General features: G+C 62.5%; 21 protein-coding genes. 9 read left to right on the top strand and 12 right to left on the bottom strand.

The genetic code is table 11. The features are described 5' to 3' along the window. The first annotated feature begins 45 nt into the window (after positions 1-45). From fabD to gmk, 7 genes are all read left to right on the top strand, one after another. Positions 46-990 (top strand): ACP S-malonyltransferase, encoded by a 945-nt coding sequence (gene fabD / locus EEQ99_RS14665; RefSeq protein ID WP_127430664.1) that lies wholly within the window; start codon positions 46-48, stop codon positions 988-990. A 30-nt stretch (positions 991-1,020) separates the two neighbouring features. Next, on the top strand, positions 1,021-1,758 hold the full coding sequence (fabG, locus tag EEQ99_RS14660) for a 3-oxoacyl-[acyl-carrier-protein] reductase (protein WP_028756972.1): 738 nt from the start codon (positions 1,021-1,023) through the stop codon (positions 1,756-1,758). Between the two features lie 286 nt (positions 1,759-2,044). Next, positions 2,045-2,281 carry an acyl carrier protein gene (locus tag EEQ99_RS14655; protein ID WP_003547058.1) on the top strand — a complete coding sequence of 79 codons (237 nt, stop codon included), beginning with the start codon at positions 2,045-2,047 and terminating at the stop codon, positions 2,279-2,281. Positions 2,282-2,374: 93 nt separating this feature from the next. Continuing rightward, a complete protein-coding gene (gene fabF, locus EEQ99_RS14650) occupies positions 2,375-3,637 on the top strand; it encodes a beta-ketoacyl-ACP synthase II (RefSeq protein ID WP_028756973.1) in 1,263 nt (420 codons plus the stop codon). 182 nt (positions 3,638-3,819) lie between these two features. Continuing rightward, positions 3,820-5,058, top strand: coding sequence for an endolytic transglycosylase MltG (gene mltG / locus EEQ99_RS14645; RefSeq protein ID WP_028756974.1), 1,239 nt, complete (start codon positions 3,820-3,822; stop codon positions 5,056-5,058). A gap of 18 nt (positions 5,059-5,076) precedes the next feature. After that, positions 5,077-5,964, top strand: a complete 888-nt coding sequence (locus EEQ99_RS14640) for a YicC/YloC family endoribonuclease (RefSeq protein ID WP_028756975.1) — start codon at positions 5,077-5,079, stop codon at positions 5,962-5,964. Between the two features lie 3 nt (positions 5,965-5,967). Continuing rightward, the gene (gene gmk / locus EEQ99_RS14635) at positions 5,968-6,630 is read left to right on the top strand and encodes a guanylate kinase (RefSeq protein WP_028756976.1); all 663 of its coding nucleotides are present in this window, start codon (positions 5,968-5,970) and stop codon (positions 6,628-6,630) included. 125 nt (positions 6,631-6,755) lie between these two features. Here the strand turns inward: gmk and rsmA are convergent, their stop codons facing one another. From rsmA to EEQ99_RS14600, 7 genes are all read right to left on the bottom strand, one after another. After that, positions 6,756-7,583: a 16S rRNA (adenine(1518)-N(6)/adenine(1519)-N(6))-dimethyltransferase RsmA gene (gene rsmA, locus EEQ99_RS14630; protein ID WP_047616321.1), complete on the bottom strand. Its 828-nt coding sequence runs from the start codon at positions 7,581-7,583 to the stop codon at positions 6,756-6,758. Continuing rightward, entirely contained in the window at positions 7,583-8,611 is a 1,029-nt protein-coding gene (gene pdxA / locus EEQ99_RS14625) for a 4-hydroxythreonine-4-phosphate dehydrogenase PdxA (protein WP_047616323.1), read from the bottom strand. Before pdxA ends, rsmA begins: the two co-directional genes overlap by 1 nt. Before the next feature lie 6 nt (positions 8,612-8,617). Beyond that, complete coding sequence (locus EEQ99_RS14620) at positions 8,618-9,565, bottom strand: SurA N-terminal domain-containing protein (protein ID WP_047616325.1); 948 nt, start codon at positions 9,563-9,565, stop codon at positions 8,618-8,620. 183 nt (positions 9,566-9,748) lie between these two features. Next, complete coding sequence (locus EEQ99_RS14615; protein WP_028756980.1) at positions 9,749-12,076, bottom strand: LPS-assembly protein LptD; 2,328 nt, start codon at positions 12,074-12,076, stop codon at positions 9,749-9,751. Next, positions 12,076-13,164 (bottom strand): LPS export ABC transporter permease LptG, encoded by a 1,089-nt coding sequence (gene lptG / locus EEQ99_RS14610; RefSeq protein ID WP_028756981.1) that lies wholly within the window; start codon positions 13,162-13,164, stop codon positions 12,076-12,078. The genes EEQ99_RS14615 and lptG overlap by 1 nt, the downstream gene beginning before the upstream one ends. Further along, entirely contained in the window at positions 13,161-14,342 is a 1,182-nt protein-coding gene (gene lptF, locus EEQ99_RS14605; RefSeq protein ID WP_028758445.1) for an LPS export ABC transporter permease LptF, read from the bottom strand. Before lptF ends, lptG begins: the two co-directional genes overlap by 4 nt. 100 nt (positions 14,343-14,442) lie before the next feature. Beyond that, positions 14,443-15,216 carry a phosphatase PAP2 family protein gene (locus EEQ99_RS14600; RefSeq protein WP_028758446.1) on the bottom strand — a complete coding sequence of 258 codons (774 nt, stop codon included), beginning with the start codon at positions 15,214-15,216 and terminating at the stop codon, positions 14,443-14,445. Positions 15,217-15,360: 144 nt separating this feature from the next. Between EEQ99_RS14600 and EEQ99_RS14595 the strand changes: the two genes are divergently transcribed. Continuing rightward, positions 15,361-16,851, top strand: a complete 1,491-nt coding sequence (locus tag EEQ99_RS14595; RefSeq protein WP_047616326.1) for a leucyl aminopeptidase — start codon at positions 15,361-15,363, stop codon at positions 16,849-16,851. Then, on the top strand, positions 16,851-17,300 hold the full coding sequence (locus EEQ99_RS14590; protein WP_028758448.1) for a DNA polymerase III subunit chi: 450 nt from the start codon (positions 16,851-16,853) through the stop codon (positions 17,298-17,300). Before EEQ99_RS14595 ends, EEQ99_RS14590 begins: the two co-directional genes overlap by 1 nt. A gap of 66 nt (positions 17,301-17,366) precedes the next feature. On the opposite strand, the gene EEQ99_RS14585 is transcribed toward EEQ99_RS14590, so the two are convergent. The 5 genes from EEQ99_RS14585 to EEQ99_RS14565 form a co-directional block, all read right to left on the bottom strand. Beyond that, positions 17,367-17,870 (bottom strand): hypothetical protein, encoded by a 504-nt coding sequence (locus EEQ99_RS14585; protein WP_127430663.1) that lies wholly within the window; start codon positions 17,868-17,870, stop codon positions 17,367-17,369. 73 nt (positions 17,871-17,943) lie between these two features. Further along, complete coding sequence (locus tag EEQ99_RS14580) at positions 17,944-18,870, bottom strand: Gfo/Idh/MocA family protein (RefSeq protein ID WP_127430662.1); 927 nt, start codon at positions 18,868-18,870, stop codon at positions 17,944-17,946. 153 nt (positions 18,871-19,023) lie between these two features. Then, positions 19,024-21,066, bottom strand: a complete 2,043-nt coding sequence (locus EEQ99_RS14575) for a prolyl oligopeptidase family serine peptidase (RefSeq protein ID WP_127430661.1) — start codon at positions 21,064-21,066, stop codon at positions 19,024-19,026. A gap of 54 nt (positions 21,067-21,120) precedes the next feature. Continuing rightward, positions 21,121-22,425, bottom strand: a complete 1,305-nt coding sequence (locus EEQ99_RS14570) for an LLM class flavin-dependent oxidoreductase (protein ID WP_080759975.1) — start codon at positions 22,423-22,425, stop codon at positions 21,121-21,123. A 14-nt stretch (positions 22,426-22,439) separates the two neighbouring features. Next, positions 22,440-23,798: an MmgE/PrpD family protein gene (locus EEQ99_RS14565; protein ID WP_127430660.1), complete on the bottom strand. Its 1,359-nt coding sequence runs from the start codon at positions 23,796-23,798 to the stop codon at positions 22,440-22,442. Positions 23,799-23,800: the final 2 nt, after the last annotated feature.

Here is a 23,800-nt window from a genome sequence, read left to right as displayed (position 1 = left end):
ATTGGAGGCAAAACAGCCTCAAGGGGCGCAATCAGGGACATGAAAATGACCATCGCTTTCACTTTTCCCGGCCAGGGCAGTCAGGCCGTCGGCATGGGCAAGGATCTCGCCGAGAATTTTGCCGAAGCCCGCGCCGTCTTCGACGAGGTCGACGAGGCACTCGGTGAAAAGCTTTCGGACGTCATGTTCAATGGTCCCGAGGATACGTTGACCTTGACGGCGAACGCCCAGCCGGCGCTGATGGCCGTCTCGATCGCCGTCGTCCGCGTTCTTGAAGCCAAGGGGCTGGATCTGAAGTCCAAGGTCGCCTATGTCGCCGGCCACTCGCTCGGCGAATATTCGGCACTTTGCGCCGCCGGCACCTTCTCGCTCGCCGATACTGCGCGGCTTTTGCGCATCCGCGGCAATGCCATGCAGGCGGCCGTCCCCGTCGGCGTCGGCGCCATGGCCGCGATCATCGGCCTCGAACACGCCGACGTCGTTGCCGTCTGCGAGGCAGCGGCTGCCGTCGGCGCCTGCCAGATCGCCAACGACAATGGCGGCGGCCAGATCGTCATCTCTGGTGAGAAGGCCGCCGTCGAAAAGGCCGCCGGCCTTGCGACCGACAAGGGCGCCAAGCGCGCCATTCTGCTGCCGGTCTCCGCTCCCTTCCATTCGACGCTGATGGCGCCGGCCGCCGACGCCATGCGCGAAGCACTGGCAAGGGTTTCGAAATCCGATCCGGTCGTGCCCCTCATTGCCAATGTGCGTGCCGCCCCCGTGACCGGGGCCGACGAGATCGCCGGCCTCCTGGTCGAGCAGGTCACCGGCCAGGTCCGCTGGCGCGAGACGGTGGAATGGTTCGCCGGAAATGGCGTCACGACGCTTTATGAACTCGGTTCCGGCAAGGTGCTGACCGGCCTTGCCCGTCGCATCGACAAGACGATCAACGGCATCTCCGTCAACGGTCCGGCGGATATCGACGCGGCCGTCGCCGCCCTCATGGCCTGATTGGTATCTCCAGATATAAGGAACGTTTCCATGTTCGATCTTTCCGGCCGCAAGGCTCTCGTCACCGGCGCATCAGGCGGTATCGGCGAGGAAATCGCCCGCCTTCTTCATAAGCAGGGCGCTATCGTCGGCCTCCACGGCACCCGCGTCGAGAAGCTGGAAGCGCTGGCCGCCGAACTCGGCGAGCGCGTCAAGATTTTCCCGGCCAACCTCTCCGACCGCGATGAGGTCAAGGCGCTCGGCCAGAAGGCCGAGGCCGACCTCGAAGGCGTCGACATTCTCGTCAACAATGCCGGCATCACCCGCGACGGCTTGTTCGTGCGCATGAGCGACGAGGACTGGGACAGCGTGCTCGAAGTCAACCTGACGTCGACCTTCCGCCTGACGCGCGAATTGACACATCCGATGATGCGTCGCCGCTATGGCCGCATCATCAACATCACATCGGTCGTCGGCGTCACCGGCAATCCGGGCCAGGCCAATTACTGCGCCTCCAAGGCTGGCATGATCGGCTTCACCAAGTCGCTGGCGCAGGAAATTGCCACCCGCAACGTGACGGTCAACTGCGTGGCGCCCGGTTTTATCGAGAGCGCCATGACCGGCAAGCTGAACGACAAGCAGAAGGAAGCGATCATGGGAGCGATCCCGATGAAACGCATGGGTACGGGCGGCGAGGTCGCTTCGGCGGTCGCTTATCTCGCCTCCTCCGAGGCTGCTTACATGACGGGCCAGACGCTGCACGTAAACGGCGGCATGGCGATGATCTGAAACGACAAACTGTCGGCGTGGGAAGAATTCCGCCAATAGCATGTTGAGCAATCACGAACCGTTGATTTTGTGGCTTTGCGGCAGACATAAAGCATGTTAAGCGGGCCATGACTGTGAACAGTCGTCCCGAGAAAGCAGACGGACCGGCGGGCTTTTTGCAAGCCTGGGACATCTCTGAAGCCGGGTAAACGAGTTTGCCGAGGATGTCTGAAAACATCGCAGGCTGAAACAGGGTAAGGGTGCCGCAACGGCATTCCGATCAGGACATAAGGTCGAGGAAACCGACATGAGCGATATCGCAGAACGCGTAAAGAAAATTGTTATTGATCATCTTGGCGTCGATGCCGACAAGGTCGTCGAGAGCGCCAGCTTTATCGACGATCTGGGCGCTGACTCGCTCGACACGGTCGAACTTGTCATGGCTTTCGAAGAAGAATTCGGCGTTGAAATTCCTGACGACGCTGCCGACTCGATCCTGACGGTCGGCGATGCCGTGAAGTTTATTGAGAAGGCCCAGGCCTGATCCTATGCATTTGAGAAAGGGCGGGCCTGGAGTCCGCCCTTTTCTTTTCGGCATATTTCTCCATAGAACATAAGAGACGGGGGAAAGCACGCGATGAGACGTGTCGTCATCACCGGTACCGGCATGGTATCACCCTTGGGATGCGGAACAGAGGTGACGTGGTCCCGGCTGCTTGCCGGCCAGAACGGCGCCCGCCTCGTCACCGAATTCGAAGTCGATGACCTTCCCGCCAAGATCGCCTGCCGTATCCCTGTCGGTGACGGCACCGACGGCACATTCAATGTCGATCAGTGGATGGAGCCGAAAGAACAGCGCAAGGTCGATCCCTTCATCATCTTCGGCATGGCCGCCGCCGACATGGCGCTTGCCGATGCCGGCTGGCACCCCGAGACCGATGAGGACCAGATCGCCACCGGCGTGCTGATCGGCTCCGGCATCGGCGGCATCGAAGGCATCGTCGAGGCGGGTTACACCCTGCGCGACAAGGGCCCGCGCCGCATTTCTCCCTTCTTCATTCCCGGCCGCCTGATCAACCTCGTCTCCGGCCAGGTCTCGATCCGCCACAAGCTGCGCGGCCCCAATCATTCGGTCGTCACCGCCTGCTCGACGGGCGCGCATGCGATCGGCGATGCCGCTCGGCTGATCGCGCTGGGTGACGCCGACGTCATGGTCGCCGGCGGCACGGAATCCCCGGTCAGCCGCATTTCGCTTGCCGGCTTCGCCGCCTGCAAGGCGCTGTCGACCCAGCACAATGACGACCCGCAAAAGGCTTCGCGCCCCTACGACCGCGACCGCGACGGCTTCGTCATGGGCGAGGGCGCCGGCATCGTCGTGCTCGAGGAACTGGAACACGCCAAGGCGCGCGGCGCCAGGATCTACGCCGAAGTCGTCGGCTACGGCCTGTCGGGCGATGCCTATCACATCACCGCGCCGTCCGAGGACGGCGAGGGCGCCGGCCGTTGCATGGCGATGGCGCTGAAGAGGGCCGGGCTGACGCCGGCCGATATCGATTACATCAACGCCCACGGTACTTCCACCATGGCCGATACGATCGAACTCGGCGCCGTCGAACGGCTGGTCGGCAATGCGGCGTCGAAGATCTCGATGTCCTCGACCAAGTCGGCGACAGGGCACCTTCTCGGTGCTGCCGGCGCCATCGAGGCGATCTTCACCACGCTCGCCATCCGCGACAATATCGCGCCGCCGACGCTCAATCTCGACAATCCCGAACGTGAGACGGCGATCGATCTTGTGCCGCACAAGGCGCGCGAGCGAGAAATCAATGTGGCGCTGTCCAATTCGTTCGGATTCGGTGGCACGAACGCGTCGCTCGTGCTGCGCCGCTACGCACAATAAGGGCCTCTACGCGGCGTAACGGGTGTCCCTTGCGCCGCAGGGCGGCCGTTCCCTACGTTGCGTAGCGGGACGTGCGGGAGCATAACGACCGGCAGCGGCGCCGTTGAACGGCGGCAGAACCTGCTTTTGCCGCATTGCTTCGCGAAATAGCGAAGTGAGGGTCAAGTTTTAGAGGATTGCCGGTGAGCGATACGACGAACCAGAGCAACGATACCCCGCAGGGCGAGAACGACCGGCAGGCACAGAAGGGACCGATCATCCCGAAGTCGCCGAGCGAAGCCCTGCGTCCGGAGCGCGTTCCGGAGCCGCCGAAGCGGTCCAAGAAAGCCCGCGGACAGGTGGTTCTTTTCCTGAACTTCATCATGACCATGGCGGTTCTGGTCTGCGTCGTCGCCGTCATCGGCTTCTACTATGCCACATCGACCTATCGAAACCCCGGTCCGCTGCAGACCAACACCAATTTCATCGTCCGCAACGGCGCTGGTCTGGCCGAAATCGCCTCGAACCTCGAGCGCAATGCGATCATCAGCGATGCCCGCATCTTCCGCTATCTCACGGCAACGCATCTTTCTGCCGGTGAGAGCCTGAAAGCGGGTGAATACGAGATCAAGGCGAGGGCTTCCATGAGCGATATCATGGAGCTTCTGAAATCGGGCAAGTCCATTCTCTATTCCGTTTCCTTCCCGGAGGGCCTGACGGTCCGCCAGATGTTTGACCGCATGCTGCAGGATACTGTGCTGGAAGGCGACTTGCCGGCCGCCCTGCCGACCGAGGGCAGCCTGCGTCCGGATACCTACAAATTCTCGCGCGGCACCAAACGCTCGGAAATCATCGACCAGATGGCGGCTGCGCAGCAGAAGCTCGTCGATCAGATCTGGGACAAGCGCGACTCCTCGCTGCCGCTGCGATCCAAGGAGGAGTTCGTGACGCTCGCCTCGATCGTCGAAAAGGAAACCGGCGTTCCCGACGAGCGTGCGCATGTCGCCTCCGTTTTCCTGAACCGGCTCGGCAAGGGCATGCGCCTGCAATCCGATCCGACGATCATCTACGGTCTCTTCGGCGGCGAGGGTAAACCGGCCGACCGGCCGATCTACCAGTCAGATCTGAAGCGGGACACGCCATACAATACCTATGTCATCAAGGGTCTGCCGCCGACGCCGATCGCCAATCCCGGCAAGGATGCGCTCGAAGCCGTCGCCAATCCCTGGAAGACGCAGGATCTCTATTTCGTTGCCGACGGCACCGGCGGCCATGTCTTTGCCGCCACGCTCGAGGAGCACAACGCCAACGTCAAGCGCTGGCGCAAGCTCGAAGCCGACAAGGGTTCGGATCCGAACATCGCAGTCGACGGCCAGCCGGAAGAGCAGCCGGCGGACAGTGGCGCGACCGTCGTGCCGCCGAAGAAAAAGAAGATCAACTGATACCTTCGGGAGGTTCGCATGGCTTTGCAGTCCATGACCGGTTTTGCGCGGCGCGAGGGAACGAGCGGCCGCTGGCGCTGGGCATGGGAACTGCGCTCGGTCAACGGCAAGGGCCTTGATCTGCGCCTGCGCCTGCCGCCCGGCCTCGAACGCATGGAGGCGGAGGTCCGCCGCCTCGCCGGCGAAAGCTTCAGCCGCGGCAACCTGCAGGCATCCCTATCCGTCACCGCCGACGAGAACCGCTTCGAGGCGGTGCTGAACAGGGAGGCGCTCGCCGCCGTGCTGGCCATGCGCGAGCAATTGGACGGGGTGATCGATCCGTCGCCGCTGAAGCTCGATACGCTGCTCCTGGTGCGCGGCATCGTGGAATTCCGCGAAGGCGAGGACGGCGAGGAGGCGCTTGCCGCCCGTGACGCCGATATCGCTGCCGGTCTGTTGGCCGCGCTTGCCGATCTGAGGGCGATGCGCGAACAGGAAGGGGCGGCGCTGACCCGCATTCTTCTCGACCATGTCGCGACGATCGATGGCCTGGCACGGACGATCGAGGCCGATCCGTCGCGCTCGCCGCAGGAGATCGCTGCGCGGCTTGCCGGGCAGGTCGCCTTGCTGATGGACGGCATGGCCGCGCTCGACCGCGACAGGCTGCATGCCGAAGCCGCGCTGCTGGCGACCAAGGCCGATCTGCGCGAGGAAATCGATCGTCTGAAGGCCCATATCGCCGCCGCGCGCGATCTTCTGGTGAAAGGTGGCCCTGCAGGGCGCCGGTTGGACTTCCTTGCACAGGAATTTAACCGCGAATCGAATACCATCTGCTCGAAGTCGAATGCCTCGGCGGTCACCGCTGCCGGCATCGAGCTGAAAGTCGTGATCGACCAGTTCCGCGAGCAGGTCCAGAATTTGGAGTAAGACATGAAACCGGCGAAAACTTCGCCCGTGCAGATCGCCCGCCGCGGTCTGATGCTTGTCATTTCGTCGCCGTCGGGCGCCGGCAAGTCCACCATCGCGCGCACGCTGCTGGGGATCGACAAGAATATCGGCCTTTCCGTCAGCGTTACCACGCGCCCGCGCCGCCCGAGCGAGGTTGAGGGCGTGCATTACCACTTCAAGAGCGTGCGTGAGTTCGAGCGGCTGCGTGACAGCGATGCGCTGCTCGAATGGGCCGAGGTGCACGGCAATTTCTATGGCACGCCGCGCGAGCCGGTGGAGCAGGCCATGGCCGAAGGCCGCGACATGCTCTTCGATATCGACTGGCAGGGCGCCCAGCAATTGCAGGAGAAAATGTCGGCCGACGTCGTCTCGATCTTTGTGCTGCCGCCGACCATGACCGAACTGCAGTCGCGGCTGCATCGCCGCGCCGAGGATTCCGAAGAGGTCATCCAGACGCGCCTCGCCAACAGCCGCGCCGAGATCGCCCACTGGCGCGAATATGACTATGTCATCGTAAACGACGACCTCGACACCGCCTTTGACGCCGTTCAGTCGATCGTCAAGGCCGAACGCCTGCGCCGCGACCGCCGCCATGGCATGTTCGACTTCGTCCGCGGACTGCTGGAAGAAACGCCGTCGCTTTAGAGCAATTCCAGCAAAAGTGCACGGCGGTTTTGCGTCCGGAATTGCGTGAAAACAAAGAGATAGAGCATTTTCGTGATTCGAAGAAAAACGGAAATGCTCTAGAACTGCTGGCTTTTCGCCGAGCTTTAGAGGCTGTTCGCCAACAGGCAGAACTCTTCGACGGAAAGGGTCTCGGCTCGCCGCGCCGGATCGATCCCGGCCTTGATGAGCAGGCGCTCACCGCCGAGCGGTTTCAGGCTTTGGCGCAGCATCTTGCGGCGCTGCCCGAAGGCGGCCTGCGTCACCTTTTCCAGATCGGCGACAGCGCAGGGGATGGGATTTTCGCGGGGTGTGAGATGCACGACCGTCGACGTCACCTTCGGCGGCGGTGTGAAGGCTTGCGGCGGCACGTCGAAAGCCATGCGGGCCTCTGTCCGCCAGCCGCAGAGCACGCCGAGACGGCCGTAGTGATCATCGTCTTCGCCAGCGACGATACGCTCGCCGACTTCCTTCTGAAACATCAGCGTCAGCGACTGCCAGAACGGCGGCCAGGCTTTCGGCAGCAGCCAATTGACCAAAAGCTGCGTGCCGACGTTGTAGGGCAGGTTGGCGATGATCTTGATCGGGCCTTCCGGCGCCAATGTCTCGAAATCCGTCTTCAGCGCGTCGCCTTCGATCACCTCGAGCCGGCCGGGATAATGATCGGCGATCTCGGCGAGCGCCGGCAGGCAGCGTGTATCCCGCTCGATGGCGATAACCTTCCTGGCGCCGAGCGCCAGGATCGCGCGGGTCAACCCGCCGGGGCCGGGGCCGACCTCGATGACGGTTGCCTCGTCGAGCGTCCCCGCCGTGCGGGCGATCTTCTGGGTGAGGTTGAGATCGAGCAGGAAGTTCTGCCCGAGCGCCTTGCGCGCATCGAGGCCGTGGCGTTGGATGACGTCACGAAGCGGTGGCAGACCGTCGAGTGCAGCCATCAGCGGCGGCTTTCGGCGCTGCGGCCAAGCTGGGCGGCGAGCTTCAGCGCGGCAATGAGGCTCTGCTCGCGCGCCAGTCCCTTGCCGGCGATGCCGAAAGCGGTGCCGTGATCCGGCGAGGTGCGCACGAAGGGAAGCCCGAGCGTCACGTTGACGCTGTCGTCGAAACCGAGTGCCTTGGCCGGGATCAGCGCCTGATCGTGATACATGCAGACGGCGACGTCGTAACGCGCCCGCGCCTCGTCATGGAACATCGTATCGGCGGGCAGGGGGCCGATCGCATCGATGCCCTCGTCGCGCAGGCGCTCGATCGCCGGACGGATAATGTCCTCGTCCTCCCGGCCCATCGTCCCGCCTTCGCCCGCATGCGGGTTGAGGCCGGCAACGGCGAGCCGCGGCGCCTCGATGCCGAAGCGGTGCCTGAGGTCTTCATGGGCAACGCGGCAGGTTTCCACGATCAGTTCGCCGGTCAGCGCCTGCGGCACGTCCCGGACCGGAATGTGGATGGTGACGGGAATGGCCCGGAGTTTCGGACCGGACAGCATCATGACAGGCGTCACCGGCAGGCCCGTCGCCCTGGCGGCGAGATCGGCGAGAAATTCGGTATGGCCGGGAAACCGGAAACCCGCCTCGTAGAGCACGGCCTTAGCGATCGGGTTGGTCACGACCGCGAGCGCCTCGCCGCTGATGACGAGCGACACGGCTTTCTCGATCGATGCGATCGTGCCCTTCGCCGTAGCCGCATGCGGCTCGCCGGCCACCACTTCGATGCCGGCCGGGACGGTCATGACCGGCAGCGCGTCGGCAAATAGGCCGGCAGCCTCGCTGGCCGTGTGCGTCTCGCGGATCGAAACCGCCAGATTGAGCTGGCGGGCTCTCAGCGCCAGGACATCAGGATCGCCGATCAGGAAGAAAGGCGGCAGCCCGAGTTCGCGCCGCCGCAGCCACGCCATCAGCGTAATATCCGGCCCGATGCCGGCGGGGTCGCCCTGGCTCAGCGCAAGCGGTCGCGAAAACGGTGTCGCCATCGTCGGTCAGCGGTAGGCGATCTGCGCCTTTTTGCGCAGTTCATCCAGGTATTTCTTGCTGTTTTCATTTTCCGGGCCGGCATCTTTTTTACCGGCCTTGGACTTGTCGAGATCCTCCTGGCGGAAGACCATTTCGGCGGCCTGGTCGTCGGAGACCTGGCGCTGGCTGCAGATCGCCAGATATTCGACGCCCTTGTCGGTGACGCGGGTGCCCGTCGTATTGCCCTTGGCCTGCTCGACCAGCGGTTTCCAATCCGGCGGGATCTCGGGGGCGAGCATGCGGCCGAGATCGCGCACAGACACGTCGCGCATCGTCGCGGCAAAGACCTTTGCCTGATCACAGCCCGGAAATTTCGAGCGCGACGCCTCGGCCTCGCCCTTACGCTTGCCGGTGATGGCGCTGCGCTTGGCTTGCGGAATGACGAAGATGATCTGCTGCAGCATATATTCCGTCGTCACCGGCTTCTGTTTGTTGTTCTGCATCATGCGCGAGACGAGATCATAGTTCGACAGCCGCGAGGTCGAGCCGTAGCGCGCGTTGACGACGCGCGGCCAGCTCATCTGTACGGCGATGAAAGCCTTGAAATGATCGACGCCGACGCCGGCGCGATCGAGGATCTGCGACATTTGCTCGACGGAAAGCTTGTTGCCGCTCGAAAAGCGCGCGAAAGACGCATCGACGTCCTGCTGCGAAACCGACATATGGACGCGGGAGACCTCCTGCCGCTTGAGCGTTTCGTCGACCAATTGCTCCTGCGCAGTCTTCGCATCGGCCTTCGTGTGCTGCAGGCGCAGGAAGGCCTGGCGCTTGGCGACATCGCCGCTGGTGATGGCGGTGCCGTTGACCACGGCCTTGACTTCGCTTGCCGCAAGCGCGGGACCGGCGAGACTTGTCAGCAATGCAAGCGCCGCCCCGGCGAGGAACGTGGTTATGGCTTTTTTCGCGTCAATCATCTGTTGACCTCCCAATAGCGCCGCGAGACGTGTTCGCGGCGTCCTTACCACAGTGCGAGACATGCAGAAATCGCTCCCGTCACGGCGCGAAACCCCTATGCCTCAGATATCGACTGGCGGCAATGTCCTGCACAGGCTTACGGCGAAAGAATGGCTTCAGGCGATGTTTGCGCCCGCCTGCCGTCACTCCAGGCTGTCGGTGCCGATCTTGATGTCGCCGAGCGTGCGGAAGGTCAGCCGTGCGCCGATCGTCCAGTCGCTTGCCGTCTCGTCGTCGGAATCCCTGCTGTCGGTGTAGGCGATCGTGAAGATCGTGCACTCGTCGTCATAGGAGAGACCAAGCGTCCGGCGGCTGATCACATCATTATTCAGATCCCAGGCGATGCCGCCGAAAATCGCCCAGTAATCCTTGAACTTGATTCTGCTGCTGGTCTGGATCTCGTCATTGTCTTCGTCGAAGCCATATTCCGGCTGGGCGCTGAGATGGGTGAAGGTCACCTGCGTCGAGAAGGTGTCGTTCTGGTAAGCCGTCGTCAGGTCGCCGCGGCGGAAATCGAAATCCTTCTCGTCGAGGCGGTAGGAGGCGGTCACTGAAAGGCCGAACGGTGTCTCGACGCCGCCGAGGCCGACATAGTCGGAACGCGTGGTTTCAAGGCCGGAATCCGCGCCGACATTGACGAGATCATCGGTCGCAAACGAATTCTGACCGGCGATCTGGTAGGACTGGCCAAAAATGCCGTGCAGCTTGTAGCCGCTGTCGAACGTACCGGTGTACTGGACGCCGACATTGGCGCGGGTCCCGCCTTCGACGCGGTCATAGCCCGAGAATTTGTCGCGGTCGAACAGTGAGGTGGCGTCGAAGACGAAGCTTTGCGCATCCTCGTTCGGCAGGCGGCCTGCCAGCTGCTCGTCGGGGCGGGCATAGATCTGTGCGATCGGCTCGAGAATATGCGTGCTGTTATCCGTCGTCATCAGGATCGGATAACGCATCTCCAGCCCGGCCGTGAACATCGAACGGGTGGCGGAATTGCCGTCGACATAGTTGCCGGTGTAGCCCGTGGGATCGTCCATGTTCAGCGCGAAGGCGTCGCCGCGCGCAGCCAGCAGCGGCGTGATCACCAGGCCGGTCGGCGTGACGTAGGTGCGTTTCCACTGCAGCTCGGCAGTCAGCCGCGAGGTCTGGCCCTTCAGGCCGCGGAAGCGGTCGAAGCCGTCGACGGTATAGAAGTCGTCATGGGTGCGCGAAATATTCGTCAGGTTGACATCGGCCGAAAGCTCGCCGCCGGCAAGCGGCTGCGGCGCCACATAGTGATAGTCCATCGCGGGATAGACGATCGCCTGCTTTTTCTCGGCCGTGTTCGTCCGGTCGGCATCCTGGACGTCGAAATAGAACGCCCGCATATCGAAATAATTGCGTTTTCCAAGCCCCGTCAGGTAGATCTGGTTGGTCCGATCCGTGCTGCTCAGACCGCGCAGCTTGTAGGTGCGTGAAAAATTGTTGTCGCTCTGCATCATGACGTCCCAGCCGAACGTCCAGCGCGGATTGATGCGGAATTCGGCCTTCGACGCCACCATGCCACGCTGGCCGGCTTCGGCATCGCTGGTGCCGGAGCTGAAATTGTCCGGCTTTGCCTGGTCGATGCCGGCGACGCGCAGGATATGCGTGCCATTTTCGAAGCGCTGGCGGAATTCGCCTTCGACGAGGAAGCCCTGGGCCGTGTAGCCGGTGGCGGTGACCGTCGCGTCCATGCTCGGCGAGATCACGTAATAATAGGGAACGGAAAGCCCGAAGCCGAGATTCTGCGACAGGCTCATCGTCGGGAAGAGAAAGCCGGACTTGCGCTTCACCGTATTGTCGGGAACTTCCATGACCGGCACGAAGGCGATCGGATAACCGAGCAGTTCGAAGCGCGCGCGCTCCAGGCGGATCGTGTGCGTCACGCCGTTCTGGATCACGCGCTTGGCCTTGACCTGCCAGAAGGGCGCGCGTTTCGGATCTTCGGCGCAGGGAAGGCAGGCCGTGTAGACACCCTTGTTCAGAATCATCTGCGTGCCGCCGACACGCTCGCCGCTCTCGGCGACGATACGCGTATTGTCAGCCGTTTCGATGCGCAGTTCGTTCAGGAACCCGTCCGCGAAATTGTCGGTCACGTCAAGGTTGTCTGCATAGATGCGGTTGCCGTCGGGGCTGACCAGCTCGACATTGCCGAGCGCCATCATCCGGCCGGTCTTCTGATTGTACTCGACCTTCTGTGCGACCATTTTGTAGCCGCCATAATTGATCTGAACGCCGCCGACCGCCGACACCAACTGGGCGTCGCGATTGTAGAGGAGTTCGTTGGCCGAAAGCAGAAGCTTCGCCCCTTCAGGAATCTTATTCTTTATCGTTTGTTCGGGCGCGCTGGCCTGGCCGTAAGAGGCCGGGGCACTGCCGAAATAGGAAGATACAGTCGCGCCGACAAGCAGGGCAACCAGCTGTTTACTAAAATACTTGCGGTCGCCTGCCGCCACTAGCCGTCCTCCTGATGAAGCAGAATAGTCGCACCCAAGGCCAGCGCGACGACCACCGGTATCCACGTCGCCACGAAGGGAGGCACGACTCCACTGCTTCCGAATGCCTTTACAAGCACGGTGATGACATAAAGCATGAAGCCCGAGAGGATGCCACCCAGAATCACGGAGCGGGATTGGTTGAACCGGCTAAATTTTAGGGACACTGTTGCAGCAATGAGAGTCATGGCCACCAGCAGCAATGGCTGGGACAACAGGGAGTTGAATTGCGTCTCCAACGCCTTGGTTGAAATACCGAAGGATTTGGCAGCCGCAATCCGGTTGGAAAGGTCAAAGAAACCAATTGTTTCCGGCGCTGTCAGCCGCTCCTGGACGAAATCCTGTTTCAGATTGGTGCGAAGTTGAACCGAAGCTTTACGCAGGGGGATTTCGCCAGGCTTACGCTCGACGACGTTGTTAAGTTGCCAGTAACCATCTTCCAATTTTGCCGTGGCGGCATCCTGTCTCAGAATGACCTGACCACCTGAATCGAAATGGATCAGCACGGCGTCGATCAGCTTGGTTCCGTTCTCCTGAACCGTCTGAGCGCCGATGATGACATCGTCTCGGCCACTGATCTGGCGCAGCCACGGAATCTGCGGCGCCTTGCGCAGGACCGCGTTCTCGCCGCGCCAGTCGGATTCGACCAGCAGCGCCTGGCGCTGTCCCCAGGCCGCGAGCGGATTGAGCGCCGTCATCGTCAGCAGGCCGAGCGCCAGCGAGCCGGCGATGAAGGGGAACATGAACTGCCAGACCGAAATGCCGGCTGCGCGCGTGACGACCAGCTCATATTTGCGGTTGAGCCCGATCAGCACCGTCATGCCGACGAACAGCGCGATGAACGGCACGGTCTGCTGCAGGATGAGCGGCAGGCGCACGGCGGTCATCAGGATGCCGCCGCTGATCGTGTAGCCGGGCAGGCCGGACATGCGGCCCGCCGTCTCGCTGAAATCGAGCAGGAAAGAAATCGCCGAGACGCCGATCAGGAACCAGCCCGTCGTCGCCAGGTAGCGGCGAAAGAAATAACGCGACAATGTCCCGAACATCATTGGGCAGTGCCCCCGCCGGTCCTGCCGGTGGCGGCAAGCAGTCTTTCCTGCGTTCGTCTCCAGAAGGACGACATCCGGTCCCGAACGAACGACGGCATGACCAGTCGTTTGTGCAGGCCGAGGAAGACGATCGAGATGATGCTGCTGACGATCGGGATGGCGTAGAGGACGGCAATATATTCAGGGTCGGTGTCGATCTGATTGGCCGCGTAGAAGGCCGCCCATCGCATCGCGAAGGCATAGGCAAGCGCGCTCACCATCGGATGCAGCCGCGCTTCGCGGTGCGAGCGCGCGTCGCCGGCGATCGCCAGCGAAAACAGGGCAAAGACGACCGGCAGGATCCAGTCCGTCAGCCGGCGGTGCAGTTCGGCGCGGTAGCTCTGCGGCCGGATCGTATAGTCCTTGTCGGCCGGATCCGGGTTGAACAGGAACCACAGGTCACGGTCGCTGGCACGCAGCGTCGCCTGGCCGCGATTCTCGGTCATGTCGGAGAGGTCGAAGGAATAGGAATCGAAGTTGATCACCGAGACATTGCCATCGGGCGTTTTGCGGTGCACTTCGCCCTCATGCATGATCAGCGTCGTGCCCGTATCGTCGACGGCGCCTTCCTTCGCATAATAGATCAGTTCGTAGGCCGGATCGCGCTCGTCGGCGACGAACAGGCCCTTCAGCATGCGGCCCGCCATCCGCTTCGAGATCTGCACATAAAGACCTTCATCAAGCTTGCGGAAGGTCTTTTCTTCGATCACCGAAGACAGCAGGTCGGCATAGGTCTCGGCGATCATCTGGCGCACGACGGTCTTTGCACGCGGCTCGACGACGTTGTCGACGAAGAAGGAAAAGACGCTGATGACGGCGGCAAGCAGCAGGATCGGGCGGATCAGCACACTGCGCCGCGCCCCGGCCGCGTCGATGACGGTGAGCTCGGAATCGTTGTTCATCGTCGTCAGCGTCTGGGTGACCGCGATGACGAGTGCGAAGGGCAGCACGACGGGAATGATCGACGGCAGAATCATCGTCGCGAGCTTGGCGAACGAGCCGATCGACTGGCCGCTGTCGGTGACCAGGTTGATGCGCTGCAGAACCTGTGTCGTCCAAATGATCGCCAGAACGGGCAGGAGCGCCACGAGAAACATCTGGCCGACGCGCCGCAATATGTATGTCTCGAGTAGTTTCATGCCTGCCCTTGAAAGCACCTGCACGCCCAAACGGCTTTGCAGGAGAATCCCTCTACGCTCTTTGTCGCGCTTTTGCGACAAGCTGGTGTCAAAAATTCATTCAAATTTCAGAATTTTTTTGATGCTGTTGCGACTCAGTTAACGCCAGCAGTGCGGCGAAGACGACCAGCGAGGAAAGCCATCCAAGAACGACGTCGGAGAGGTAGTGCGCGCCGAAGGATAGCCGCATCGCCGGCGTGAGGATGGAGATCGCCGCCACCGGCGGCACCAGCGCGTAACGCAGGGATTTCGGAACGAAGATCAGAAGGCAGAAGAGCCAGCCGGCGCTTGCTGCCTCGCCTGATATGAACGAGCAATTCGAAACGCATTTTCCGGCAAGCGAACCCGCCTCGGCGAAATGCAGCGCACCGCCGAAAATATCCGTCTGTATCGGCCGCGGCCGGCCCCAATGTTCTTTCAGCACGACATTGACGAGCAGCACCGGTCCGATCAGCAGCGTTCCGAGTGCGACCTTGAGCTTGCGGGCCCGATCTGCGTTGAAGGTCGCGCCATGCTGCTGGTAGCATTCGATGATTTTCCACACCATCACGATCGCGACGACATAGGGTAGGCGGAAAAAGATGGTGCGTAGCAGATCGAAGGTCGCGACGTCGCGATAGGGAAAGCCGCCGCAGATGCTCCCGGCGGCGGCAGTCGCACCGCAATCTGTGGCCACGAAAAAAAGCTGGGAAAAATAGATGTCTATTCCGGGGAATGCGCGGAAGACGGCAAGCAGCGCCCACCACGTCCAGAACAGCAGCATGAATGCGCCGAAAGTCGTTTTCGGCAGGCGGATTGCGAGCCCCCGCCATCGATTTTTCGAAAAAACTGTCAACGCGAATATCTACGAAACTGACGAAAACATGAGGGCCGTGATGGCCGCGGGCGACCATAACAATTGTCGCAAGCCATTGACAGACCCGCCAAACGCGAAATTATCCGCCAGGGACGGATTTCAAAGAATCCCAGCGGAGAAGACATGTCAGCAAAGTTGGAAATTTCATTCGCAAAGTCGGCAAAGCTCAATGGCGGCCTGTCGATCCTGTTGAAGACCGTGGAGGCCGACAGCGCTGCCGGCGCCGAAACGGTCGACCCGGCAGGCGTGATCGTCAAGGCTGCCAGGATCGCCCGATTCTCCGCGAAATCCATGAGCGCTCTCGATATCGTCGCCCCCGAAGGCGCGCCCGTCGAGCGCATCGTCGTCATCGGGCTTGGCAAGGCCGCCGAACTCACCGCCCATGACTGGCTGAAGGCCGGCGGTGCCGCGGCATCGAGAATCAAGAATACCGACAAGGCCGCTGTCTTCATCGACGTGCCTGGGCTCGAGACGAGCGCGCGGGCCGCCGCCGACTTCGCGCTCGGCATTCTGCTGCGCGCCTATAGCTTCGATACCTACAAGACGAAGAAGGGCGACGAGGAGGAGAAGCCGGCGAAATCTGTCAAGGTGACGATCGTCACCGCCGATGCGGCTGGTGCCAAGAAGGCGTTTTCCGATTCCGAAGCGGTTGCCGGCGGCGTCAATCTGGCCCGTGACCTCGTCAACGAACCGCCGAATGTGCTCGGGCCCGTCGAGTTCGCCGCCAAGGCGAGAGAGCTGGAAAAGCTCGGCGTCGAAGTGGAAATCCTGACCGAGAAGGAGATGCGCCGTCTCGGCATGGGCGCCCTTCTCGGCGTCGCCCAGGGCTCCGTGCGCCCGCCGCGCCTGGCGGTCATGCAGTGGAAGGGCGGCAAGGCCAAGGATCGTCCCGTCGCCTTCGTCGGCAAAGGCGTGGTCTTCGATACCGGCGGCATTTCGATCAAGCCGGCCGCCGGCATGGAGGACATGAAGGGTGATATGGGCGGGGCGGCAGCCGTCACCGGCCTCATGCATGTGCTCGCCTCGCGCAAGGCCGCCGTCAACGCCGTCGGTATCATCGGCCTGGTCGAGAACATGCCCGACGGCAACGCCCAGCGTCCGGGCGACATCGTCACCTCGATGTCCGGCCAGACGATCGAGGTGATCAACACCGATGCCGAGGGCCGCCTCGTGCTCTGCGATGCGCTCTGGTACTGCAACGATCGTTTCAAGCCGCAGTTCATGATCAATCTCGCCACGCTGACCGGCGCGATCGTCGTGGCGCTCGGCAACGTGCATGCCGGGCTGTTCTCCAATGACGACCAGCTTTCCGCCCAGCTGACGGCAGCCGGCCTTTCGAGCAATGAGAAGCTCTGGCGCATGCCGCTCGGCCGGGACTACGACAAGCTGATCGACAGCAAGTTCGCCGACATGAAGAATACCGGCGGCCGGCAGGCCGGCTCGATCACGGCGGCGCATTTCCTCAAGCGCTTCGTGCAGGACACGCCCTGGGCGCATCTCGACATTGCCGGCACGGCGATGGGCTCGCCGCAGGACGAGATCAACCAGTCCTGGGGTTCCGGTTTCGGTGTGCGCCTGCTCGATGAGTTCGTCCGCGCCCATTATGAATCCTGATGACGGACGTTCTCTTCTATCATCTGACCGAAAGCCGGCTGGAGGACGCGCTTCCGCCGCTCATCGACAAAAGCGTCGAGCGCGGCTGGCGCGTTGCCGTCCAGACGCGTGAGCCGGCGCGGCGCGATGCTCTCGATCAGCATCTTTGGACGTTCCGCGAGGAGAGCTTCCTGCCGCACGGCACCGACGAGGCCGATTTCGCCGAAAGCCAGCCTGTGCTTTTGACGGTGACGTCAGACAATGCCAATGCGGCGACCGTGCGTTTCATCGTCGACGGCGCCGAGCCGCCGCCGGCCGATGCCTATGAGCGCATCGTCTTCATGTTCGACGGTCATGACCAGGAGCAACTGGAAGCCGCCCGTGCGCAATGGAAGAAGCTGAAAGGTGAGGGGCATAACCTCACCTATTGGCAGCAGACGCCGGAGGGGCGGTGGGAGAAGAAGGCCTGACGCTGTAAGATTTTGAATTGCTGTATGAAGTCTTCCGACGTCGTTCTCAGCGGCCGTCGGAAGCCGTTATCCTTTCGACCCTTTGTCCTCGTCGAGGTTCGTCAGGATGTTGAGGGGGACGATCCCTCCCGCATCTTCCGACGGATTGAGCGCCTCCACTGCCAAAACCCGCTTTCCGCTCGGACTGACAAAAGCGAATGCCCACGCGCTGTCGGCAAAAGTGCTGACCGGCATTTCCGCCCAGCCGGCTTGATGGACAAGGCGTTCGGCATAATAGGCCTTGATGCTTTGCGGGCTGGTGGTGCTGGCGAGATTGCGCGCCAGGACACGCACGAATTTCTCTCCGAACCGCCCTTCCAGTTGGTCCAGTACCTTTTTGGTGGCCTGCCAATCCTGGGCCTGGGTCGCAGATCCGAAGGAATATTCCTCGGATCGGGAAACGCCCGGTGCATCAGGAGGCATGACGACCTGTTCGCCCGAACATGCTGCAAGGCCGAGAAGCGGCACCACAAGGATGCCAATCTTCAACACGCGGAAAAATCGGCCCTTGCGGCGGAATTTGTTGCTCATGAGCGGCTGCCCCCGAACACTATTGCACATAGGCCGGCAAATCTTGCCGGTTTCTATGACGTTATTGCGACCCTCAGTCGTGGAATGCGTCGACGAACTTCCGCTTGCCGAGCATGAAGGCGTCGGCGACGTGGCGCAGCGGCGCGAGGTCGACATCCGATCTGCCGGCTTTGACGATTTCGGCGAAGCGACGGTAGAGCGAAGGATATTCCTGCTCCGGTTCGGCGAATGTCAGCGCACCGTTGATGGAAAGCTTGGCGCCGCCCTCGGAAAGCACCATCTGGCCGGCGGCCGTCTCCGCGACGATGTCCCAGCTCTGCTTGCCGGTCTGGCGCCAGTCGAATTCGGCATGAACCGGCAGGCCGTCGGCATTGCGGAAGTGGATGTCGGCCGCGATCGGCGCATCGCGATTCTCGGGAAACTCGAGAACGGCCTCGGTGATGAAGATCGGCCGCGGCAGGATATGGGTGACGATCGACAGCGCATTGATGCCGGGATCGAAGACGCCGAGGCCGCCGGCCTGCCAGATCCAATCCTGGTTCGGATGCCAGTGGCGGACATCCTCCTTCCAGATCACATGCACGCTTTCAATCGTCGTCGAGGCAAGAAACGCCTTCGCGGCCTCGACGCCCGGCGCATAGCGGGAATGCCAGCTGGCAAAGAGCGACGCGCCCTGCTTGCTCGCAAGCGCCTCGAGATCGGCCACTTCGCTGAGCGTTGCGCCGGGCGGCTTTTCCAGGAAGACATGCTTGCCGGCGACGAGTGCCTTGTAGGCTGCCTCATAGCGATATTGCGGCGGCATGCAGAGCGAAACCGCATCGATCGACGGCTCGGCGTCGAGCATCGCCTCGATCGTGGTGTAGCTCGTGACGCCTTCGACCGTGCCGTGGCGGCTCGCCGTGGCGACGAGCTTAAAATCCGGGGTCTTGGCGATGGAGGGAAGATGCTGGTCGCGGACGATCTTGCCGACGCCGACGATGGCGAGGTTGATAGGGGACATGGTGTTTCGCTCGAGCCTGTTAAAAAGTATGATTTATTGAGCCTGTTTGTAGCAGAAAGAGGCGCGCCGACAAGCTCTCCTCCTCCAATTCTGTTGTATCCTAATACATGTCGCAGCGGTTCCGGGATAACGACATGTATAAAACAAAGAGCTTTAGCGCATGATGGTTTGGCGAAGGAAGCTGTAACCCATCGCCGCGCGGGCGGCGCGCTCTTCGGAATTGCCGTCGCCACCATGCCCGCCGGAGCCGAATTCATGGAAGAGCGAACGGTGTCCCGCTTCCTCCAGCCGCGCGGCAAAGCGGCGCGCATGCGAGGGATGCACGCGGTCGTCATTGGCGGAGCTTTCGATATAGATCGGCGGATAGCTGACCTCGGTCGCCGGCCCGACATTGTGCAGCGGCGAATAACCGAGCATGAAATCCCGGTCCGCCGGCGTCTCCGGATCGCCGTATTCGTCCATCCAGGCTTGTCCTGCGCTGAACAGGTGGAAGCGTGTCATGTCGAGGACCGGCACCTGGCACCAGACGGCGCCGAAATCCTCCGGGTAGCGCGTCAGCATCACGCCGGTCAGCAGGCCGCCATTGCTGCCGCCCTGGCAGGCGATCCGCGACGGCACGGTGTAGCCGCGGGCGACGAGATCGCGGGCAATGGCGACGAAATCGGCAAAGGCCCGGTCTCGCCCCTGCCGCTTGGCGCTGCGATACCAGTCGGGTCCGAATTCGCCGCCGCCGCGGATATAGGCCTGCACATAGGCGCCGCCTTGCTCCAGCCAGCGTCCCGTCACGCCGGAATAGTTCGGCGACAGCGAAACATCGAAGCCGCCATAGCCGTAAAGCAGCACCGGCAGCGCGCCTTTGGTCCACTGCTTCGGCAGGATCAGCCGATAGGCAACCTTCGTCCCGTCCTCGGAAACAGCCTCCAGCAGTTCGGATGACATATCGGTCGCATCGAAATAGCTTGGCGCCGCGGCGACGAAAATCGGTTCGGCCTCTCTGCTGCGATCCGACAGCTCGAGCCGATAACAGGCCGGAGGCTGCAGGAAGCCTTGGCCGACGATGCAGAGCGTATCGTCGCCAAGATGCAGATCGGCATGCATCGGCCTGAAATGGGCCGTCTGCATGTCCGCCGGCAGCGCGATTTCGCGCTGTTCGGCATCGGGCCTTGTCAGGTCCAGCACCATGAGACGCGGACGCAGCCGATCGGAGATGATGAAGACGCACCACTCCCGCATCAGCATCATTTGCGAGATGGACTGGCCCTCGGCAGGCTGAAACAGAATCCGCTCCGGCCCGAGCAGAGCCGTCTCCGAGTTGGGGTTGAAACGTTGCAGCACGAGGCTGCCGGACGCAACGCGCTCATCGGTCTTTGCCCGCCAAAGGCAATGATCGTGATTGAACTGGAAATCGGCCTCCTGAGGCAGATCGATGCGCCGCTGCGTGCCGTCATTGGCGATCAGGAACGCGCTGGCGACGCCGATCTCATGGGCGGCGACGAAAATGTCGATCAATCCGGCATCGGCCGAAGCGCCTGACAGGGCCGGGTCGATGACGAGATTGAAGCCGTAGACGTCCTCGTCGGCGGCTTCGAACATGACGGCGGCCTCTTCCGGCCGCTGCCCGCGCTTCAATCGCCGCCCGACCCGCGGCCATCCCGAACGGGTCGCCGAAAATCGGTCGATGGAGCCGAAATAGCAGATCTCGTCACGGCTCAGCCAATTGGCATGCGATCGCGCGGCTGGCGTATCGAAGCCGCCCTCGACGATCTGCTTGCTCTCGGCGTCGAATTCGAGCAGCCGGAGAAGATCGGAGCCGCCGTCCGAAAGTGTGAGCAGCACTCGCGTCGGTTCCCATGGGCAGGTGACGGCGCCGCGCCAGTTCCAACGCTTGCCTTCGCTCACGCAGAAGGCATCGAGATCGAAGACCGGTTCCCAGCCGGCATCGGGCAAGGGCTGCTGATCGGCCGGCAGGCGGAGCCAGACGCCGAGAGGATTGTCCTTGCTCTGCCGGAAATCGAACAACCACCCGCCTCGGCGCATCGGGACGATCAGCCTGTCCTGCCGTTCGATCAATGCTTTTATCGCATCGCGATCCCTAACGAATTCCGGTGTTCTCAGTTCCTTGTCGGAAAGCCCGTTATGCTCGTCGATGAATTGGCGGGTACGCGGATCGTCGTCCGTTTCGAGATGAAGGTTCATGTTCGACCTGCCTGATTCCGTTGACGTCGTATGTCTAGCCAATATTTCGCACAGTTAGGGCGAAATTAGTGCCGGCCGCGCAAGGCCGAGATGCTCGCGCAGTGTCGAGCCATCATATTGGGTGCGGAACAGGCCGCGTTCCTGCAGGATCGGCACGACCATCTGCGTGAAGTCTTCGAGCCCTTCGGGAAAAAACGGCGGCATGACGTTGAAGCCGTCGGCGGCGCGGCTTTCAAACCATTGCTGCATCCGGTCGGCGATCTCGACCGGCGTGCCAAGCACGATATGGTGGCCGCGACCGGCGGCAACGCGCAGCGCCAACTGACGGATGGTCAGGTTCTCGCGCCTTGCAAGCGCGGTCAGCAATTCGGCACGGCTGCGCAACTGGTCGGAGATCGGAAGGTCCGGCAGAGGGCCATCGACATCGTAATCGGCAAGGCTGTGGCCGATGCGTTCTTCCAGAAGCGGCATGGCGCTTTTGATGTCAGTCCACTTGTCGAGTTCTGCAAGTTTGTCCTCGGCTTCCCTGGCGGTGCGGCCAATCACCGGCAGGAAGCCCGGCATGATGGCGACCTCGTCCGGCTGACGTCCGAAGCGCGCGACGCGCTCCTTGACGCTCTTGTAGAAGGCCTGCGCCTCTTCGAGGCTCTGCTGCGCGGTGAACACCACGTCGGCGGTGCGGGCGGCAAGATCCTGGCCGGGGCCGGATGAGCCGGCCTGGATCAGGATCGGATGGCCCTGCGGTGCGCGCGGAATGTTCAGCGGCCCCTTGACTGAGAAATACTTGCCCTTGTGATCGAGCACATGGAGCTTGGCAGGGTCGGCATAGACGCCGCTCTGCTTGTCCTTGACGAAGGCGTCGTCATCCCAGCTGTCCCACAGTCCGCGCACGACGTCGACGAATTCCTCGGCCACGGCGTAACGCTCATCGTGCTCCGGGTGCGCCTTGGAGAAATTGTTCGCCGTGCGGGCATAGGATGTCGTGACCACGTTCCAGGCGGCCCGGCCGTGGCTCAGGTGGTCGATCGAGGCGAAGGCGCGGGCAGTGTGATAGGGCTCGCCATAAGTCGTGGATGCGGTTGCCGCGAGGCCGATCTTGTCTGTCACCACGGCGAGCGCCGAAAGCAGCGTCAAAGGCTCGAAACGCGCGATCGTCGAGGGATGAGCGTCGATGCCGCTGGTCAATCCGTCGGCCAGAAAGACCATGTCGAATTTCGCTGCTTCGGCGATCTGGGACACGCGTCTCAGCAAGTCGAAATTCTCGCTTCCCGCCTCGGCGTGAGGATGACGCCAGCCGGATACGTGGTGGCCCGCCCCTTGCAGAAACAGGCCCAGGTGGATTTCTCTTTTGCGAGTCATGACAATATCCTTCGTCATTCTGGATTTCGGGCGGCATCCTGGTTGAGCAGCGCCAGAAGTTGGCGAAGGTCGGCCGTGCTGCTCATTGTCCGGACGAGCGACGGGACATCCGCGAAGGCGGGATTGCGCGCAGTTGCGTCGCGAAATTTTTCGGCCGGATCGCTCAGCCCCGGCAGGCCGTCGAAGCGGCGCTGTATCGCGCTGCCGTCGCGAAGCACGATATCGACGATCACGAAGCGGGTGCGTGGATCGCTCGACATGCGGGGCGCAGTCTCGTCGTGGCGGCGGCCGGCGCGCCGGGCAAGGTCCATCAGGCGCGGCAAGACAGGCCGCTCGTCGAAATGGTCGAGCCGCAGAGCCCCGTCGATGAGGGCGGCGGCGAACACGTATTCGGGACTGAAGCGCGCCTCGATCCCGTTGCCGGGCTTGTTCACCACCAGGGCGGCATCGGCGCCGGGCGGGTAGGTGAAGGTGATATGCTCGATCGCATCAGCCTCCAGACCTTCCCGGTTGAGGCCGATGCCGAGAGACGCGACCGGATGGCTGGCGGTGCAGCAGGGATAGGCCTTCAGCGTCAGCCCGGGCGCCACGATCTGCCATGGCGAACCCCAGTTCTCGGTCACGGCGGACGGGCGTTCCGCGCCGAAGGCATAGACCGAATGGAAGCCGACCGGATTGTCGAGGAAATCGGGAGCGCCGCCGAAACCCGCAGCTGCCATTCTCGCCGAAAGGAGTCCGGATCGCGCCGCCATGCCGGCGTGGAAAGGTTTGGCGTCCGTGCCGAATTGCAGCCGCAGCCCGGACGATTGCGTTGCCGCAAGGCCCAGCGCGACGGCGGTCTCGTCGATGGAGGCGCGGGTCAAATGGGCGATTGCCGCCACCGCGCCGATCGTCCCGAGCGTCGCCGTGGCGTGGAAACCGTTCTCGTAGTGATTTGAGCCGAGCGACAACCCCAGCCGCGCCATGGCTTCGAGCCCGACGATATAGGAGGCGATCAGCGCATCTGCGGAAAATTCGCGCTCGGCGGCGAACGCCAGCAGGGCCGGGATGATCACGGTCGTCGGATGGCCGCGCACGCTTGCATGCACGTCGTCATAATCGAGCACATGGCCGGCATGACCGTTGACGAGCGCCGCGACCAGCGGATCGGTTCGGCGCGAGCTGCCGAGCAGGATCGCTTCGCCCGGCAAATTGGCGCCGACGGTATCTGCCAGAATGCCGGTCGTGCGGTCGCCGGCGCCTGCGATCGCACAGGCGAGAAAATCGATGATCGCCTTGCGTGCCGCGTCCAATGCCACGGGATCTTTCGATGGATCCGAGGAGATGATCGCCTGGGCGAATGCCGACGTCAGGGGCGCGAATGTGCTCGTCATGA

The sequence above is a fragment of the Rhizobium anhuiense genome (assembly GCF_003985145.1).
Lineage (GTDB): Bacteria > Pseudomonadota > Alphaproteobacteria > Rhizobiales > Rhizobiaceae > Rhizobium > Rhizobium anhuiense.
Note: the sequence above shows the minus strand (reverse complement) of the source record. Positions and strands in the feature narration are given on the sequence as shown.

Bases quoted from the DNA above. Each gene is read 5' to 3' on its own strand.
- fabD (WP_127430664.1), top strand. From the start codon at position 46: ATGACCATCGCTTTCACTTTTCCCGGCCAGGGCAGTCAGGCCGTCGGC.
- fabG (WP_028756972.1), top strand. From the start codon at position 1,021: ATGTTCGATCTTTCCGGCCGCAAGGCTCTCGTCACCGGCGCATCAGGC.
- EEQ99_RS14655 (WP_003547058.1), top strand. From the start codon at position 2,045: ATGAGCGATATCGCAGAACGCGTAAAGAAAATTGTTATTGATCATCTT.
- fabF (WP_028756973.1), top strand. From the start codon at position 2,375: ATGAGACGTGTCGTCATCACCGGTACCGGCATGGTATCACCCTTGGGA.
- EEQ99_RS14640 (WP_028756975.1), top strand. From the start codon at position 5,077: ATGGCTTTGCAGTCCATGACCGGTTTTGCGCGGCGCGAGGGAACGAGC.
- gmk (WP_028756976.1), top strand. From the start codon at position 5,968: ATGAAACCGGCGAAAACTTCGCCCGTGCAGATCGCCCGCCGCGGTCTG.
- rsmA (WP_047616321.1), bottom strand. From the start codon at position 7,583: ATGGCTGCACTCGACGGTCTGCCACCGCTTCGTGACGTCATCCAACGC.
- pdxA (WP_047616323.1), bottom strand. From the start codon at position 8,611: ATGGCGACACCGTTTTCGCGACCGCTTGCGCTGAGCCAGGGCGACCCC.
- EEQ99_RS14620 (WP_047616325.1), bottom strand. From the start codon at position 9,565: ATGATTGACGCGAAAAAAGCCATAACCACGTTCCTCGCCGGGGCGGCG.
- lptG (WP_028756981.1), bottom strand. From the start codon at position 13,164: ATGATGTTCGGGACATTGTCGCGTTATTTCTTTCGCCGCTACCTGGCG.
- lptF (WP_028758445.1), bottom strand. From the start codon at position 14,342: ATGAAACTACTCGAGACATACATATTGCGGCGCGTCGGCCAGATGTTT.
- EEQ99_RS14595 (WP_047616326.1), top strand. From the start codon at position 15,361: ATGTCAGCAAAGTTGGAAATTTCATTCGCAAAGTCGGCAAAGCTCAAT.
- EEQ99_RS14590 (WP_028758448.1), top strand. From the start codon at position 16,851: ATGACGGACGTTCTCTTCTATCATCTGACCGAAAGCCGGCTGGAGGAC.
- EEQ99_RS14585 (WP_127430663.1), bottom strand. From the start codon at position 17,870: ATGAGCAACAAATTCCGCCGCAAGGGCCGATTTTTCCGCGTGTTGAAG.
- EEQ99_RS14580 (WP_127430662.1), bottom strand. From the start codon at position 18,870: ATGTCCCCTATCAACCTCGCCATCGTCGGCGTCGGCAAGATCGTCCGC.
- EEQ99_RS14575 (WP_127430661.1), bottom strand. From the start codon at position 21,066: ATGAACCTTCATCTCGAAACGGACGACGATCCGCGTACCCGCCAATTC.
- EEQ99_RS14570 (WP_080759975.1), bottom strand. From the start codon at position 22,425: ATGACTCGCAAAAGAGAAATCCACCTGGGCCTGTTTCTGCAAGGGGCG.
- EEQ99_RS14565 (WP_127430660.1), bottom strand. From the start codon at position 23,798: ATGACGAGCACATTCGCGCCCCTGACGTCGGCATTCGCCCAGGCGATC.